Raw genomic sequence first — 15,931 nt, forward strand, 5'->3', positions numbered from 1 at the left:
ACCACCCCGGCCACCCCCACCGACGGCCCGGACATGACCCTGGCCTACGCTGCCCACGCCCAGGCCGCCGCCGAGCCCATCAAGGCCACCTCCATCCGCCTGCCCGAACGCCTGCACAAGCACCTGCGCCGGCACAGCGTCGAGGTCGGGGTGCCCATGTCCCAGCTGATCATCCAGGCCATCGAAGCTCAGTACCCCGAACACTGACCGCACTAACGCGATACCGCAGTACCGCGTTCATGCACGCGGTACTGCGGTATTTACGCCACTGCCCCCGCCCCCCACGTCAGGGGATGCCCCCTAGGCCCCGTTGCGGCTGGACGAGATCCAAGGGGTCGCCACAAAGGTGGAGCTGGACGGTCTTCTGACACGTTGATTGTGGCGAGTCTTGTGGCAGGCGAAACGGGGCCGGCTACGGGTGGCAGGGTGCGCCGCAGACACCCTCGCCACAATCGACCGTTTGAGCTGGCGTGAATGCTCCTAGGAGGAGACGAGGCAAGGAGTCTGCGACCTACATGATGGATTCGGCCGGGTGCGGTCCTGACGGGGTGGTGTGCTCTCCGGTTATCTGCTGCTTCAGCGCCCTGGCCCCTACGCTCGGTCCATGGAGAACCTGCACATGATGCGCGGCGAGGTTGCCCGACGCTATGAGGCCCTGGGCCTTCCTTCCTGGCCGGACCCGCAGGCCCACCGAGAGCGACGCGGCGAGGAGTACTCCACGGTCACCGAGCCGCAGCGGTACCGGATCGTCCCGGCAAGGGCCCGTCTGTGGGCGGATGTGCTCCAGGAAGCGGGGGCCACGGTGTTCGAAGAGAACATCCGGGAGATCCGGCCAGAGGGCTGGCCCTCTGATGCGCGTCCTCGGCCCGTCGACCGCGTTTTGCGCATTGATCCGCCGGCGGGCCGCTCTGGTGCGGTGCCGATGTGGGTTCTCGAGATGGACGGGCCCGTTCCTGCGGTCGCACTGTCTGCGGGCGAGGTGGAGAGTCTCTACGCCCTCCATCCGGACTGCGGGTGCGACGCTTGCGACGCCGGTTCCGAGGACCTTCTCTTGGCCATCGACGAGGCCGTGCAACGACTGGTCGGCCCCAGGGTCATCCTCCGGGGTCGGACTGCTGAGCATGGGCCCTGGCGGCACCGCTATTTCGTGGACGGCCGAGCCGACAGTTCGGGAGAGGTCCCGGGCGACTACTGGGCCCTCTACTGGGCCTGTGCGGAGATTGTCTCGGGCGGCGCACCGGTTCTGCCGGCGGGGGTGGACGTGGAGGTCATCAGCGGGTGGTTCGTCGACGGTCGTTGATGAGGGAACGGTGCTTTCCGGGGCGCAGGGGCCCGAGGATGCGGCCGCGCCAGGCGCGGGCAGGGCAGGCGGTGTGGACGTGGGAGGGATTCGTTTGGTGTCCACGGATGCGGCGGGGATCCTCCTGGTCACAAACGACCGATTCTGCCGGTGGCCGGGTCTCCCTGGCCTGGGCTGGATCGGAGTGTCCACCGAGGGCGCTGGATGACAGGTCATGGGTTTGGATTCAGCCCGTGTCTGTTCTAGCCCTCGGGGGAGGGAACATCCGTTTCCGGCTGCGTTGAAGTATCGGAGTCAACACCGGCGGGATCCTCTACCGGGGAGATCATGTCGATTAACTCCCAACCCGCCAGCGGTGTTCCCAGTGCGGCTGCAGGGCCTATAAGCCGGTAGATCTTCCGGGAAAGGCGACGATCAAAGATTTCACTGCCACCCATGGGGGCTAACGGCTTGCGCGCGGTGCGAAGCAATCCCATCTCGATCAACTCTTTCGTACCCCGAGCTCTCGTCGGGGCAGAGATCCGGTAGCGCTGCGGAAAGCTCTCGGTGCTGAACCACACGCCCTTCTGGTCCGCTTGCTCGGCCAGGAGTACCAGGAGCATGGCGAGAGCACCGAGTGACATCTGTTGCACCAGCCCCTGAACCCAGAGCTCGGTGGGGAACTTCAGGTACAGGTGGGGGTTCTCGATGCGAGGCGTCTGGCTGTACCGGTCGGTCTGGAAGAACTTGGTTGAGGGCAACTCGTACTCTTCGCCGCTACCGGACTCGTCTAGTAGGCGAATGGCGGGTGGCTCGTTACCTCCGCGTGAGCTCACGCGGATCAGGTTCTGCTCCTCCAGCATCTGACGGGCAGCCCGCACCCGGCTTACCCCAGAAGTGTCGGGGCGGGGAAGGTCTAGCAGGGTCGCCCACCCGCGCAATGTCTTCTCGGAGTCAAAGGGCGGACTGGCGGAGCGCCACACCAGTCCCAAGAAGAGCTTGATCGGCACGGGTGTCCGGGTTTTCACCAGCAAAGCCAGGGGGGGATCAGGGGAGACACTGCTGGCAGCCCGCACGAAGGACTTCCGGATCGGGAAGCTATCGATTCGGCGCCCGGAGCTGTCCAGGAGCTCTTGAGCAGCGGCAAGCGAAGCCGGACTCGCCCCTGGCTGCCTCAATGGAGTCGCAGAGATCAAAAGGCCCTCTCTACTTCGAAGTGAGAACTGACCCAGAAAGTATCTCATAAATGAGTGCGTGCCCTGCTGAAAGCGCAGTGGGAAGCTCACCGAGAGCATAGTGCGGGGCATTGTACACCACAAAATTTGCCTTCTGGGTCACAGGGGGGTAGAATGGAGGTAGCAAGGTGCAGAGCGCCAGGGAGAGCGGCCGGGTCGTCCGGCTTGGGACATCTGGGACTCACCTTGTCAGGAGGCGGCATGCCACCTTGTGTTCGCAGAGTGCAGGTGTGTGCCCCCAGCCAACTGTTGGCTTCCCCCGAGAAGGGCGCGAGGCGCAGGACGGGCACCGACTCCGACAGAAGGGACCCGGCTTGGGCGCCGGGTCCCTTCTGTGTCCTAAGTCGATGAGGATGAGAACATGACCTACGCGGATTGGAGAGAGCCCGTTCGCCGGCTTCGGGATGCGACTGGACCGGCTAGTGAGGACCTGTTAGCCGTCGCCGAGAAACTCGGTTGCGCTCATGCGAACGAGCCTCATGGGGTACTCGCTGCGATTGTGGAGAACTGGCTTTCTCCGGTGTTGCGTGGCGCGCAGCCACTTCTGGTAACAGAGAAGCAGCTGGCCTTCCTTGAGGTGCTGGGCCACGTGGGTGGATCGCCTGGCATGTCGCGTGCCGTGGCTTCGGCGTGGATTGACCATTATCTCTCTCTCGCTACCGCTGATGCATTGGAACGTCTCCAGCTGTCCGCGGGTGACACGGTTCGTGTCATACAGAACTACGCCGATCCCGAGGCCAGCGAGCTGGCCGACCTTGGGCGGGTGGTCACCGTCTCCAGCATTGGTGGGGATGGGCTCGTGTACTTCCGGGGAGGTAACGGGCAGTGCGCTTGGCCGACCAAGCTTCGCTCGGATGGGACGGGCTGAGCAACCAGTCCCATCCAGGGGCGAAAGCACTTGTCATCGAGGCTTGCCGGCAGGAACGGTGCGTCCAATCGGGTATACCCCTTTACACACCCCCCGCCGACACGAGAGGATCACGTCAGAGTGGGTCCATTTTGAACCCCTTGGACACAAGTGGCGGAGGGTCTTAAACGTGGTTGGACAGACTGTGGGGTATGTGCGGGTGAGCTCGGCGGAGCAGAACCTGGATCGGCAGCTCGATGCGGTGGGGGAGTGCGACCGGGTCTTCCAGGACAAGATCTCCGGCAGCCCCCGCGCCAAGCGCGCCGGGTTGGCGGAGCTGATGCGGTACGTGCGGGAGGGGGACCTGGTGAAGGTCGCCTCCATGGACCGGCTGGGCCGGGATACCCGCGACCTGTACGCGATCGTGGATGAGCTCACGGACAAGGGGTGCGCGGTGCAGTTCGTGTCCGAGCGGATCAGCGTGGACAAGTCCGGCACCTCCCCGGTGGACGGGCTCATGCTGGGCATCTTGGCCGCGTTCGCTGAGTTCGAGCGTCGAAGGATCAAGGAGCGCCAGGCTGAGGGCATCGCCCTGGCCAAGGCCCGCGGCAAGTACGTGCAGGCCCCGAAGCTCTCGGACACCGACGTGGAGCAGGCGCGCGTGATGATCTCCATGGGGATCCCGAAGGCGGAGGTGGCGCGCACGTTCGGGGTCAGCCGGCAGACGCTGTACACCTCGATTGCCCGTCGGGCATCAACCCACCAGTAGGGCGGCCTCGCTATGGATCTCGTACCACTACGAGTCGTCCGAAGCCCTGCCTGCCCAGTTGATCGCCTGGAGGGTGAGGGCGTGTTGCTTCCTTCCAGGTGCTGCTGTCGATGGCCCTTCCGTCTCCGCTCTGGTGGAGTGCGCGGGCTCCAGTGAAAGGGTCAGGCGCTCTCGGCGAGTGGCATGACAGGGCCTCAAGGCTAGGGCTCACCGATCATGTATGAATACGTCCGTCTCCGGTACTCTTCTTGCATGACGCTTCTGACGGTGGGGGAGGCCGCCGAGCGCCTCGGGGTCTCTGACCGGCATGTGCGGCGCCTCGCCGAGGAGGGCGATATGCCGGCCCGCCGGCTTGGGGAATCCTGGTTCATCGATGAGCGCGCCCTGACCCGTCGTGTCCGCAGGGCACCGGGCGCAGGCCGCACCTGGGCTCCGGGGACCGCCTGGGCCGCCGTCGACCTCCTCACCGGAGGAAACGGACGGGCCTTCCTCGACCAGCCGCGGATCTCCCGTCTGCGCTCCCGTCTGCGAACGCTCACCGCCCCCGAGATGCACCGACTGGCTGAGAACAGGGCCCGACCCCACCGGTTCCACGCCTCGCCTCGAGCCCGGGTCAAGCTCGCAGACGTTCTCGTGCCCTCGGGGGTGTCCGCCCTGGGTCAGTCGGATCTCGCCCGCCGCTTCGGGCTCGCCGCTGTCGAAGGGAGCCAGCGAGTGGAGGGCTACCTGCTCGGCGACTTCGAGGCTCTCCAGTCCCGGCTCCGCCTCGACCCCTCAGCGGAGGGGGAAGTGGTGATCCGCCACGTGCCCGTCCACGTGGATCCCTCCGCGCTGCTGGGCACGGAGACGGTCGTGGCGCTGGACCTCATGGACTCCGACGACGTCCGTGAGCGGGCCGCTGGGCGAGAAGTCCTCGATCGATTGCTGCATCGTGTCTGAGCCGCGCCACCTGAGCGTGGATGGCAGCCAGTGGCCCGACCCGTGGCCGGCAGTCTTCGAACTGGCCCGGGCGGTCAGCTCCGACCACTGGGTGCTGATCGGCGGACTGATGGTTCAGCTCCACCATCGCCTCCACGACGAAGTGCCCACCCGCGCCACCCGGGACATCGACACTCTGACGCGCGTGGAGGTCACGTGGCGCCAACACCTCACGGCCCTGCGCAGCGGTCTTCGCGCTCTGGGATATGAGGACAAGGACTCGATCGACGCCTCGGCACCGTTGCACCGCATGACCCGCGCGGAGGGTGACGGGGACATACAGGTGGACTTCCTCATCGCTGACCACGTGCCCCCGCCTGCCGAGCAAGAGCTGCCCCAGCCACTGCCCGTGCAAGCACCAGGGGGCCGCAACGCGCTGGAGCGGCTCCTCTATGTCGAGGTTCTCACGACGCAGGGCCCTGTGGTCATCGCTGTCCCGGATCTGATCGGGGCATTGGAACTGAAGATCGAGGCCTACCGTGCGGACTCCCGTGACCGGGAGAGACACCTACAGGACGCCGTGGCATTGGCCGGCCTGCTCCACGATGCCGCACCGGACCCACCCCTGCACGGGTCCGCCGGAACTCGACTTCGCCGGTTTCTGAGGTGGATGAACGAAGGCGACCGGCTGGCAGGTGCCGCAATTGGCCGTGACGAGGCAACGGACGTGGCACTCGCTGTGGAGGACATCCTGCAGTACGAAGTGGACCCCGATACTAGGGATGGCTCGGGAACGTAGATCAGCAGGTCCGTTCAAGGCGTCCGGTCTGCCCTCTATGCTCACGGGCATGACGGATACCGGCAGCCAGCACGTGTTCATATCCTACGTTCGCGAGGACGCCAAGGCCGTCGACGAGTTGTGCCAGATGCTCAGTGCCGCAGGCATCCCCTACTGGCGCGACCGCACCGCACTGGCCCCGGGGGATGAGTGGAAGGCCAAGATCCGTCAAGCTATCCGCAGTGATCAGGCTGTTGCCTTCCTGGCCTGTTTCTCCGCTCAGTCCGCCGCCCGCCCTCGGAACACTATGAACGAGGAGCTGACTCTGGCTGTCGAGGAGTTCCGCAAGCACACCCCGGGGCATGCCTGGCTCTTCCCCATCCGCCTAGACGACACCCCCATCCCCGAATGGGAACTCGGCGCCAGCCGCACGATCAACGACCTGCACTGGACCGACCTGTTCGGCGCAGACAAGAACCAGCACTACGTAGGGTTGACCTCTCAGCTCCATCAGCTAATGGGCTCTCGCTCTCACATGCCTGCCAACCTCCAGGCAGCCCTGGACAACCTGTCCGAAGTAGACCGCGCTACTCGGCTCAGCGAAGAGACCAAGGCCATGCTGTTAGACCCGCAGCGCAGGATCGCTCTGAGCGACCTCATACATACTGAGGTCGGCCGGATCCTCAAGGAACTCAACAACCCAGAGCTTTACGGCTCTGACCCGGAGGGAGGCGACCAACTGCTGAGGGCGGCTGAACGAGCCCACCACCTCAGCGAACTGACGCGGCCGTTCTGCGCTTCCTTGATCGTGGCTACCCGATTCGGCGAGTCCACCCAGCTCGAGCCCTGGATCTCCGGGCTGCGGAATCTCGCTCAGGCTGCAGTCAGCCACATGGACGGGCTCACGACGCTGACCGCGTTGCGTCACATCCCCGCGGTGCTCTCGATCATGACGGCAGCAATCGCTGCTGTGGCCCATGAGCAGTACGACAACCTCCAAGCATTGGTGGTTGCCCCGAAGGTCAAGGACCACCGACTGGGGGAGCGCGCGGCGTTACTGACCGCCACAGACCCGTGGTGGCCATTCTCTGCCGCTTGCTCCGAGCAGATCAGTCAGATGGTTGCCCGTCACGCCCGCGGGGACGCTGAACCAACGCAGACCCTCACCGATATCGAGACCCGCCGGTACAGCAAGCTTAAGAACGCGGCCGCCGAATGGCTCTATGCGACCCTGCGCCCCCTCTTCGCAGACACCCTCCTGGGTGAAGAGGACTTCTCCGTCCACTTCGAGCACGCCGAAGTACTGCTACAGGCTTTAAGTCTGGACGCCGACCCCGGTTTCCGCGAGGGCCAGCGACGTTACGGCCGACCGAATTGGGCAGGCCGGGCCGCCGTGTATGCCGGATACCGCCTCCGCGGCAACAATCCCGCCCAGCAGCTATCCCAGGAAGCGGCCCTCGAGGGCTCTGCATGGAGTCCCGTACGGCACGGTCTCTTCGGTGGCGATCCAAACCGCGCCGAGCGAGCGCTCGGGGCCACCTTGGAGGAACTCAACCAAGCTGCCCAGGCGCACTCCTGGCGTTGATCCCCGCCCGTGAGACGCCAGAGAGGCTACTGAGTTGGGTACTGGGCACCTCCAGGCGTAATGACGGGGCATGTTAATTGGCTGCGGTGGCAGGCAAGCGTCGAGATCACGGGGTTGACCGCTGAGTCACGCGTGATTCCGGACAAGGCCCTGAAGCGCCCTGGGTTTCGTTCCGAGGTCAGGACGCAGCGGGCGCTGAATGGGACTGGTGCACCCTCACTCGGACGCCCGCTCGGGGAGGCACCTCACGTGGGCCGATCCGACGGGGTTCAGTCTGCTCGGGCCTCGGACACGGACTCCTTGAGCACGGCGAGCTCCGTCTGCGACAACTCTGTGCCCGTGACTGGCAGGATGTCATTTTGCTCGATCGCAAGCACGCCCTCTTGTAGGTTGACCGGCGTCGGGTACCACCCCGCGTCTACAAGGTTGAAGAGATACAGGTCTCCGGCCCCCGCGGTCAGCACCGGAGCGCCGCTCAGCTCGAACTTCTGGTCATCCTTGACCCCGCCTAGGATGCTGAACTCCAGGGTCTCACCCGCCTGCACATCACCCTTGAGGACCGTTTCGACCTGCACGGTGTACACGGTTGAGGGAAGGGCCATTGGCTCCGGGTCCTTGGGGTTCGGTACCGCGCCAGGCTCCTTCATGAGGTCCCAGACTTCAACCCGAGATGCGATCACCCGGCCCACAAGCGAGTAGTCCGACGCCTGCTGAACGTCCTCGGCAGTGCTGTAGCTGACGTACCGCGCGTGAAGGGTTTGAGTCTCCTCCGCTGACGTCTCCGGTGTGGCGGAGTGGGCCGTTGACTCCTTCCCGGCCTGGACCGAGGCAGTCATTGCAGGAGACGGCACTTGCGCTCTCTCCACCGCCTCCGGGGCACTGCAGCCCGCAAGCAGGAGGCCGGCCGCGACTATGCCTGCACCGATGGGAAGGGAGGAACGAGGTGACCTCATCAGAGTGATCCCTTCAGGACGGAGGTGGGAATGGACACCGGGCACTGAGTGGTCGGGCTGCACAGCGACCCGTAATAGCGTCGGACCCCGTCAAAGTCGTATGCGTAGGGGGTGGTCCGGCTCAGGCTTGTGGAGTACTTCATGATCGAAGCCGCCGAGGTGGTCGGGTTGTCAGCGAGGCTCAGAGCGTGGCCAAACTCGTGTGTCGCAGTGCCCTTGGCTATGAGATCGACCGCGACGCCGCTGCTAGCCGAGGCCTTTGAGATGGCCGTGCGGTTGACCTGAATGGTAAAGCTACGAGCCGCCCGGGTTCCGCTGGGGGTGTATAAGCCCAGCCAAGGCTGGGTGACCGCGACGTCCTTTGCCTTCTTCACGTTCGACGAACTGGTCCCGCTGATCGATGAGACGCTCGACCATGCCGTTCGCCCATAGTTCAGCCGGGAGGTCCACGTGCTATTTGATCCGATGATCTGCGTGGTGAAGTGCGTGGACCCGTTCCCGTGCGGATAGTAGTCAGCCGCGGCAGAGGGTGCGTGAGCGAGCACCAGGGCAGCCGCTGCACCGAGGCTGACCAATCCCCTCCGCAGGGTAGAGCGTCGGGTGGGGGCGTTGGACAAGAGCCTGGTCATGTGAACCACCTCCGTTGTGATATAGAACACGCTCAACGTACTCCGCCCCTAACCCCCCGACAAGAGGTCGGCAAGATTCGCTAGGTACGAACCGGCCGGTGGCCATGGACGTGTTGCCCTGGTATGCGGTCATCGGCAGTCTGTAAACACTGTTTACGAACTACCGATGGAGGGAATTCTGATGACGACGATTCAGGACCTGGCCGAGCACATGACCGCGCACGCGAGCCGAGAGCACCTGCAGGCGTGCCTGCGCGTGCTGGACGCCCTGCAGGACGGTGCGCCGGCTGACTGCGAGGCGCACGCGACGCTGCTGGAGACCGCCGTGGCCCTGGCCGACGCTCTGCAGGACGACGTGATTCGGTGAGCACGTCCCGGCAGTCCCCACACCCCTCCGGGCGCGTCGTCTCTGTCCGTCTGCCCGAGCACATCATCCAGCGGTTGGACACCCTGTCTGAACGCACCGGACGGTCCCGAGGCGTCTACCTGCGCATGGCCGTCGCCGCGATGCTTCCCCTGCTGGAAGACCACCACTGGCACCAACAGACAGCCGCCTACGAGAGCCGCCTCTTCGAGGAAGAGTTCCTGCGCCTGACCTCCCAGCTGATCGACGAATACCCCCGCGCCGAGCACGACGAAGACACCACCTGAGCCCCCCTGCGAGACACCCCGCCGCACCTCACCTCCGCCCTAAAGAGCCTGCCGGCACGAGACCGGCAGGCTCTTTAGGGCTCACGCGCCGAGCGTGAGAGCCCCCACCGTGGACCCCACGATAAGATCAACCCCAAGAATCAAGGCACATATGCTACGGCTGCCGCCGTAGGGCTGCTGGCTGGGTTGGGAGGTGTGCTGGTGCGCGGTGGGGCGGTGTTCTTCCGGGGCTCCTCTGGCGCTGCTGCGCGCGCGTATCTGGCTGCTGATCGGACGGCCACGGCCGATGACTACTACCTGGAGAAGGGTGAGCTGACGGCGTCGCGGTTCGTGTTCGATGGGGCCGGGGAGCTGGTCGAGACGGACACGTTGAACGCGGAGGCTTACCAGGGGTGGGTCGAGTGGGTGGACCCGGGCACGGGGGAGGCGCGGGGGGCACGTCGGGAGAACTCGGTGCTGTTCTTGGACAAGGTCGTCAACGTGGACAAGACCCTCTCGGTGGCCGCCGTGCTGGACCGGCGGATCGCGGAGCAGTTGGACGCGGCGTTGGAGCAGATGGCGCACGAGCTGATGGACTATGCGGCGTCGGAGATGCACACCCGGGTCGGCCCTCGGGGGGCGCAGGTCTGGGCGCCGGTGCAGAAGCTCGAGGCCGTCACGGTGGCGCACCGGACCTCGCGGGAGGGCGATCCGCACCGGCACCTGCACCTGCAGTTCCTGAACCGGGTGTGGGCTGCCGGGGCCTGGCGTGCTCTGGACACCGCGGAGTTCGTCAAGCACAACGCGGCGATGAACCGGTTGGGGGAGGCGGTGCTGGCCTCGCACACCGGGCTGCAGGACGCACTGGCGCAGGCGGGGTTGAGCTTCGACCCGGCGACTGGGGCGGTAGTTGAGCTGGTCGAGGCCGCGGAGGTGATGAGCAAGCGGGCCGGACAGATCGCGGCCCGTCATGCGGAGCTGGTGGCGCAGTGGCAGGCCGAGCACCCGGGACAGACCCCGGGAGAGCAGATCCTGAAGGGTCTGGATCATCTGGCGTGGGCGCAGACGCGTCGGGAGAAGGTCCCCGGTGAGTTGCCGGATGAGGGCAAGTGGCGGGCGGAGATCGCGGCGGCCGGGTTCGTGATGCCGGTCAAGTCGCGTGAGCGTGCGGTGGTGTCGTGGGCGCAGGTGGACAAGCCGGCGCTGGTGCGGGCCGCGGTGGAGCAGCTGGAGGCGTCGCGGTCGGCATGGTCGGTGGCAGATGCGAGTGCGGCGGTGGCCGCGCAGTTCAGTCAGTGCGGGGTGACGGATTATCCGCGCCCGGTGCGGGAGCTGGTGCGTGAGGCGACCGAGGCGCTGGTGGCGCACCGGTGCACGCCGATCACCCCGGACGTGGACCCGCTGAATGCGCCGCATCATCTGAAGGTGCTCACCACGGACCGGATCATCGAGCAGGAGCGCTCCCTGACCGGGTTGTTGGTGACCAAGGCCCTGGAACCGGTGGTGGACACCGTGACGGTGGCCGGCCGGGTGCACGAACTGGGTGCGCACCAGAACATGGACGAGGCCCTGCTGGAGCGGATCTTCGCTGAGTCCACGTCCGTGGATCCGGAGGGGCGTGCGGTGCGTCTGCCTGAGGGGGTCGGGCATCGGGCCGCGTTGGCGGCGATATCGGGCACCCATCAGCTGGTCGTGGTCACCGGGGCCGCCGGGGCCGGCAAGACCACGTTGCTGAAGGCCGCCAAGCATGTGGGCGCGGTCAAGGGTGTGGAGCAGGTCATCGTGACCCCGACCGCGAAGGCCGCGGAGGTCGCCGCGGCCGAGACCGGATCGGCGGCGAGCACCGTGCACGCGCTGTTGCGGGCCTACGGGTACCGGTGGGAGACCGACGAGGCGACCGGGGTGACCCGGTGGCAGCGCCTGGCACCCGGGGAGGGCGACTACCAGGGGGTGCCCGAGGGGCGCCGGCTGGGTCCGAGTGTGCAGGTCGTGGTGGATGAGGCCGGGATGCTCTCCCAGGACGTGGCCGCCCGGCTGTTCACGGTGGTGGCCGAGTCCGGGGCGCGTGTGGTGCTGACCGGGGACTACCAGCAGCTGGGCGCGGTGGGCCGCGGTGGGGTGTTGCAGATGGCCGAGCACGCCACCGAGGCGTCCGTGGACCTGGATCAGGTGCACCGGTTCACCAACCCGGCGTACGCGGCCCTGACGTTGGCGATGCGCGCCCGGCAGGACCCGGGAGCACAGTTCGACTTGCTGGTGGAGATGGGTCTGGTGCGCCTCCACACCAGCCAACAGGAAGCGAACCAGGCTCTGGCGGCGGCGTGGGTGCAGGGGACGCGTGAGGGAGACTCTCCGCTGATCAGTGCGGCCACGAACGAGAACGCCCAGCAGATTAACGCCGTGATCCACCACGAGCACGCCGACAACCAGACCGAGTCCGGGGGTGGGTCGCTGGTGGGGATGGATGGTCTGCCCATGGGTGTGGGCGCGCGGATCATGACCCGCCGCAACGACGCGCAGCTGGGGGTGCTGAACCGGCAGAGCTGGATCATCCGACAGATCGGCCCCACCCACACCACGATCCAGGACCCGGCCGGCGGGCACCGCACGTTGCAGGTGCCGAACGAGTACCTGAGCCAGCACGCGCACCTGGGGTGGGCGGTGACCGCGCATGGGGCGCAGGGGGCCACGGTGGAGCGGGCGCACACGCTGATCGATGAGCACACCGACGCCGCCGGGGCGTACGTCGGGCTCACCCGTGGCCGGGAGCTGAACGTGGCGCACTTCGTGGCCGAGGACCTGGACGCGGCGCGGGAGCAGTACGTGGCGGCGATGGGCCGGGACAGCGCCGATCACGGCCTGGACGCGGCCCGGCAGGCGCTGGCCGCGCAGCTGGAGGGCATGAACCTGCCCGGCGTGCAGCGCCCGGTGCAGCCGGTGGCCAAGAGCGCGGCCGAATTGCGCCCAGGCGATCAGCTCCACGACGGAGACCAGCTGGTGACCGTGGTCGCCGTTCAGGGGCAGAAGGTGACGATGCGCCCCTCCCAGTCCCCGGCCTCGGGGGTGCAGACGAAGACCCTCAAGGACGGGGCACGCGTGCAGGTGTTGCCCCCGGATGCCCGGTTCCCGGCCCCGGCCGGCCGGCGTGCTCAGAAGCTGGTGGAGCTGGAGCTGAACCAGCAGAAGGCCGCCCGGACCGCGAACGTGTTCGGTGCCTGGGCTGAGCACCGTGAGAAGGCCACCGCATGGTTGGCCGCGCACCCGGAGGTCGGTGAGCTGGCCGACGCCCTAGACACCCTGGGCGTGCGTCTTGCCCAGGCCCGGCACCAGGCGGAGACCACGGAGCAGGCCGCCCAGGAAGCGCACCGGGAGCAGGCCGCCCGGTTGCAGGCCCAGGTGCGGCAGGCCCAGGAGCGGGTGCAGGGTGCGGGGTTCTTCCAGCGTCGGGGAGCGCGGGCTGATCTGGTCCAGGCGCAGGAGGCGTTGGCCGCGCACCAGGGCACCGCTCCGGCCTCGGTGGTGCAGGAGACCGGGCAGATCACCGAGCTGGCCGGTGAGCAGGCCCGGGTGCGGGCACGGTACGAGGACCTCGCCCAGGACTTCGTCGCGCAGGCGCCCACCCCGCAGCGCCCGGTCGGGGCTGTGGGCATGGAACTGCGTGGGCAGTTGCGCACCGAGCCGCTGGAGGTGTGGCGGCACCTGCCGGCATCACCGGTCACCGCCACCGAAGACACCGCCGCCCGCGCTCAGGAGCACCAGCGGCGGGCCGAGCAGGTGCAGCGGCGTCGGGACTGGTTCGCCCAGGACACCCCGGAAGTGAACGCGGCCCTGTGGGGTCAGCAGGCCAAGGCCGCCGCGCCGGCCCCGGCCCCCATGGAGTCGGTGCAGCGGGTGGCCCGGCGGGAGCAGGACACGGGGCTGGGCCGCTGACGGGCTGCCGCCCTCTGGTCGGACGCCGGGGCGTCCTCCCGCCGGTTGCCCTGGAAGCAGGTGCGCCCCTTCCAGCAGGGGTCAGGGGCTCTGGCCGGGGTCCTCGTCGGTGAACAGCTGGGAGGTCAGGCGCAGGAACTCGGCCTCGAGCACATCGGTCTCGTACTGCGCGGTCTGTTGGTGCCAGTGGTAGGTCTCGAACTGGGGGATCATCGCGGCCAGGGCCAGGCGCAGGTAGACCCCGCGGGAGCGTTGGGTCCGCTCGGCCAGGGCGTCCAGGCGCTGGATCAACTCCTCCGGCAACCGGACCGAGACGACCCTGCCCGAGGGGTGAGGAGGTTGCTTGTGCGTCGCCACGGTCCACGCTCCACTCTATGTAAACAATGTTTACACCACACGGTACCGGGGCCGGGCCAGCGCTTGAATTCGTGCTGCCGGCCCACCCGGGGGGGCACGGCTGCCGAGATCCGACATGCCCCAAGACAGCAGAATGCCCCACGACCGCCAAGACGTGGGGCATACTGACGAGGTCTGAACAACTACATACCCGAGTCTAGCGCACCGCCAACTCTCGCGCACGACTCCACGCGGCGATTGTGCTCACTCCCGCGTCACCAACGAGAAGCACGCGGCCTCACCCGCCGTACTCGCCCGTCAGAGGGGCTGTCCTTCCACGAGCTGATGTGCCGCCAGGTGCTCCCACGATCCGCGAGGACGTGGGGCGAAGGAGTGCCGAACCTGGGGCCGATCGTGCCGCCCGCCATATGACCTGACCCGGGCCGAGAGCCATCTGCACACGCCGCCACTGCACGCGAGTAATGCCGCGCGCCTCCATGCGACCGACCGAGCGACCGACGCCGGACGAGACCGCCTAGAGCCTCCAGTCCTCCCTGAGAGGGCCGGAGGCACGCCGCTCCCTCCCTCGCTCCCTCCGCCGGGCCGGGTTTTTGTCAGCACGGTTCAGGGGTCTCCGGCAAGTTGGCACCGAAAAGCTCCTGCGCCCGTCAGTTTCGGCTCTATCAGGCTTCCTCTGGTGTAAAACCGGCCATCGGGTGAGAATCCGAACATCATCGATGTGAGCAGCCAGAGGAGACCCCACTACGTGAGCCAAGATCAACCATCCCGACATCGTCTCCATGAACCTCAACAGATCAAGCAGGCCTTGCTCTCAGACCCTGCTGACGACGCCCCGGCCACCTACCTCTGGTCCAAACCAAAGAGAGGCCGCTGCCGCCGCTGCCGCCTGCCGATCATCTGGATTTACACCGAACGCGAAGCACCCTGGCCCTTCCAGCCGGAAGAGTACGAGAGCGCTGGATTGCCCCCCAAGGCTCAGTGGCGCCTTCCTCGCCGTCGGAAGATCATCGCCATTCAGCGCCCGGCGGAACGACTCACCGACAAGGTGCTCATCCCGCACATGTATGTCTGCCCGTTCGATGAGGACTCGGATTCTCCTGCCCTGCTTCGCATCCAGAACGAGCTGCGTGCCAGTCTCGAGGAAGGCGACGCGGAGGAGAGGCCCTCCTGAACAAGCAGAACCTTCACTTGACGGACAACACGGCAGCTCACGCCCTGCGAGTCGTAGGTGGAGCCTTCACCAGCTCCCGCCCCGAACAGGCCGATATGCGCACCTAGGCTCCAGTGATTTCTGTACCGCGCTAACGCTTCACTGCGTGCGTTACTGCGGTATCGCGTTAGTGCGGGGTATCATGCCCTCATGGCCCCGCCCCCTGTCACCATCGCGTTTATCGCCTCCAAGGGAGGCGTAGGCAAGACCATGGGAACCATCTGCCTCGCCGCCGCCCTGACCCACGCCGGGCACAGCGTCGAGGTCCTCGACGCCGATCCCCAGGGCTCGGCCAGCGAGTGGCTGGAGATCGCAGCCGAAGAACGCCCTACCGGCACCCCCATCCCCTTCACCCACCGGGCCGTGAACCTCTCCGGCCTGAAACGGCTGCGCCCGAGCACGGACTTCGTCGTGATCGACACCCCACCGGGCACTCCCGATATCCAGTCCGCCGCCGCCGCAGCGGCGGACCTGGTCATCATCCCCACCACTCCCAGCGCCGACGACATCGCCCGCACCTGGGCCACCGTCGACGCCCTGGGCCCCACCGTGCGCCTGGTGGCCCTGCTGAACCAGGCCAACCCCCGCACCAAGCTCTTCACCCAGGTCGTGGACCTGCTGGCCGCCGAGAACGTCCCGCAGCTGGCCACCACGATCCCCACCCGCGAGAGCTTCAAGCACACCCACGGCACCTACCCCACCCGTACCGCGCTCGGCCCCTGGCTCCAGGTCGCCGAGGAGATCCAGGAGATGACCCGACCGTGAGCACCAAGCCCACCCCCGGCGCCGCCCGCGGACGCCGCACCACCAC

16 protein-coding genes are annotated in these 15,931 nt (G+C 66.9%); 12 read left to right on the plus strand and 4 right to left on the minus strand.

What is annotated here, in order from left to right; all coding sequences use genetic code 11:
- Positions 1-207, plus strand: a 207-nt coding sequence (locus MHY29_RS07260) for a hypothetical protein (protein ID WP_239239474.1), incomplete at its 5' end; no start/stop codon positions are given.
- Positions 208-604: 397 nt separating this feature from the next.
- On the plus strand, positions 605-1,300 hold the full coding sequence (locus MHY29_RS07265; RefSeq protein ID WP_239239477.1) for a DUF6226 family protein: 696 nt from the start codon (positions 605-607) through the stop codon (positions 1,298-1,300).
- A gap of 242 nt (positions 1,301-1,542) precedes the next feature.
- Here the strand turns inward: MHY29_RS07265 and MHY29_RS07270 are convergent, their stop codons facing one another.
- Positions 1,543-2,289: a hypothetical protein gene (locus MHY29_RS07270; protein WP_239239480.1), complete on the minus strand. Its 747-nt coding sequence runs from the start codon at positions 2,287-2,289 to the stop codon at positions 1,543-1,545.
- Positions 2,290-2,875: 586 nt separating this feature from the next.
- Here MHY29_RS07270 and MHY29_RS07275 point away from each other — a divergent pair.
- The 5 genes from MHY29_RS07275 to MHY29_RS07295 all read left to right on the plus strand — a co-directional run bounded on the left by MHY29_RS07275 (position 2,876) and on the right by MHY29_RS07295 (position 7,411).
- Entirely contained in the window at positions 2,876-3,382 is a 507-nt protein-coding gene (locus MHY29_RS07275; RefSeq protein ID WP_239239483.1) for a hypothetical protein, read from the plus strand.
- Positions 3,383-3,551: 169 nt separating this feature from the next.
- Positions 3,552-4,130 (plus strand): recombinase family protein, encoded by a 579-nt coding sequence (locus tag MHY29_RS07280; RefSeq protein WP_239239486.1) that lies wholly within the window; start codon positions 3,552-3,554, stop codon positions 4,128-4,130.
- A gap of 252 nt (positions 4,131-4,382) precedes the next feature.
- Positions 4,383-5,069 carry a helix-turn-helix domain-containing protein gene (locus MHY29_RS07285; RefSeq protein WP_239239506.1) on the plus strand — a complete coding sequence of 229 codons (687 nt, stop codon included), beginning with the start codon at positions 4,383-4,385 and terminating at the stop codon, positions 5,067-5,069.
- Positions 5,017-5,847, plus strand: coding sequence for a nucleotidyl transferase AbiEii/AbiGii toxin family protein (locus tag MHY29_RS07290; protein ID WP_239239509.1), 831 nt, complete (start codon positions 5,017-5,019; stop codon positions 5,845-5,847). The genes MHY29_RS07285 and MHY29_RS07290 overlap by 53 nt, the downstream gene beginning before the upstream one ends.
- 49 nt (positions 5,848-5,896) lie before the next feature.
- Entirely contained in the window at positions 5,897-7,411 is a 1,515-nt protein-coding gene (locus MHY29_RS07295) for a toll/interleukin-1 receptor domain-containing protein (protein ID WP_239239511.1), read from the plus strand.
- 269 nt (positions 7,412-7,680) lie between these two features.
- On the opposite strand, the gene MHY29_RS07300 is transcribed toward MHY29_RS07295, so the two are convergent.
- Both MHY29_RS07300 and MHY29_RS07305 read right to left on the minus strand, forming a co-directional pair.
- A complete protein-coding gene (locus tag MHY29_RS07300; RefSeq protein ID WP_239239514.1) occupies positions 7,681-8,247 on the minus strand; it encodes a hypothetical protein in 567 nt (188 codons plus the stop codon).
- Positions 8,248-8,363: 116 nt separating this feature from the next.
- Positions 8,364-8,738, minus strand: coding sequence for a hypothetical protein (locus tag MHY29_RS07305; protein WP_239239517.1), 375 nt, complete (start codon positions 8,736-8,738; stop codon positions 8,364-8,366).
- A gap of 436 nt (positions 8,739-9,174) precedes the next feature.
- On the opposite strand from MHY29_RS07305, the gene MHY29_RS07310 reads away from it, so the two are divergent.
- From MHY29_RS07310 to mobF, 3 genes are all read left to right on the plus strand, one after another.
- Entirely contained in the window at positions 9,175-9,360 is a 186-nt protein-coding gene (locus tag MHY29_RS07310) for a hypothetical protein (protein ID WP_239239520.1), read from the plus strand.
- Entirely contained in the window at positions 9,357-9,644 is a 288-nt protein-coding gene (locus tag MHY29_RS07315) for a ribbon-helix-helix protein, CopG family (RefSeq protein ID WP_370643474.1), read from the plus strand. Before MHY29_RS07310 ends, MHY29_RS07315 begins: the two co-directional genes overlap by 4 nt.
- A 201-nt stretch (positions 9,645-9,845) precedes the next feature.
- On the plus strand, positions 9,846-13,553 hold the full coding sequence (gene mobF, locus MHY29_RS07320; RefSeq protein ID WP_239239525.1) for a MobF family relaxase: 3,708 nt from the start codon (positions 9,846-9,848) through the stop codon (positions 13,551-13,553).
- 81 nt (positions 13,554-13,634) lie between these two features.
- Here the strand turns inward: mobF and MHY29_RS07325 are convergent, their stop codons facing one another.
- On the minus strand, positions 13,635-13,910 hold the full coding sequence (locus tag MHY29_RS07325; RefSeq protein WP_370643475.1) for a ribbon-helix-helix domain-containing protein: 276 nt from the start codon (positions 13,908-13,910) through the stop codon (positions 13,635-13,637).
- Between the two features lie 745 nt (positions 13,911-14,655).
- Between MHY29_RS07325 and MHY29_RS07330 the strand changes: the two genes are divergently transcribed.
- Both MHY29_RS07330 and MHY29_RS07335 read left to right on the plus strand, forming a co-directional pair.
- On the plus strand, positions 14,656-15,081 hold the full coding sequence (locus MHY29_RS07330) for a DUF6083 domain-containing protein (protein ID WP_239239530.1): 426 nt from the start codon (positions 14,656-14,658) through the stop codon (positions 15,079-15,081).
- A 189-nt stretch (positions 15,082-15,270) separates the two neighbouring features.
- Positions 15,271-15,885: a ParA family protein gene (locus MHY29_RS07335; RefSeq protein WP_239239533.1), complete on the plus strand. Its 615-nt coding sequence runs from the start codon at positions 15,271-15,273 to the stop codon at positions 15,883-15,885.
- Positions 15,886-15,931 lie beyond the last annotated feature (46 nt).

The sequence above is a fragment of the Micrococcus sp. ACRRV genome (assembly GCF_022346985.1).
Lineage (GTDB): Bacteria > Actinomycetota > Actinomycetes > Actinomycetales > Micrococcaceae > Micrococcus > Micrococcus porci.

Excerpts from the sequence above, each read along its gene's own strand:
- MHY29_RS07265 (WP_239239477.1), top strand. The coding sequence starts at position 605 with ATGGAGAACCTGCACATGATGCGCGGCGAGGTTGCCCGACGCTATGAG.
- MHY29_RS07275 (WP_239239483.1), top strand. The coding sequence starts at position 2,876 with ATGACCTACGCGGATTGGAGAGAGCCCGTTCGCCGGCTTCGGGATGCG.
- MHY29_RS07310 (WP_239239520.1), top strand. The coding sequence starts at position 9,175 with ATGACGACGATTCAGGACCTGGCCGAGCACATGACCGCGCACGCGAGC.
- MHY29_RS07295 (WP_239239511.1), top strand. The coding sequence starts at position 5,897 with ATGACGGATACCGGCAGCCAGCACGTGTTCATATCCTACGTTCGCGAG.
- MHY29_RS07285 (WP_239239506.1), top strand. The coding sequence starts at position 4,383 with ATGACGCTTCTGACGGTGGGGGAGGCCGCCGAGCGCCTCGGGGTCTCT.
- MHY29_RS07335 (WP_239239533.1), top strand. The coding sequence starts at position 15,271 with ATGGCCCCGCCCCCTGTCACCATCGCGTTTATCGCCTCCAAGGGAGGC.
- MHY29_RS07300 (WP_239239514.1), bottom strand. The coding sequence starts at position 8,247 with ATGACTGCCTCGGTCCAGGCCGGGAAGGAGTCAACGGCCCACTCCGCC.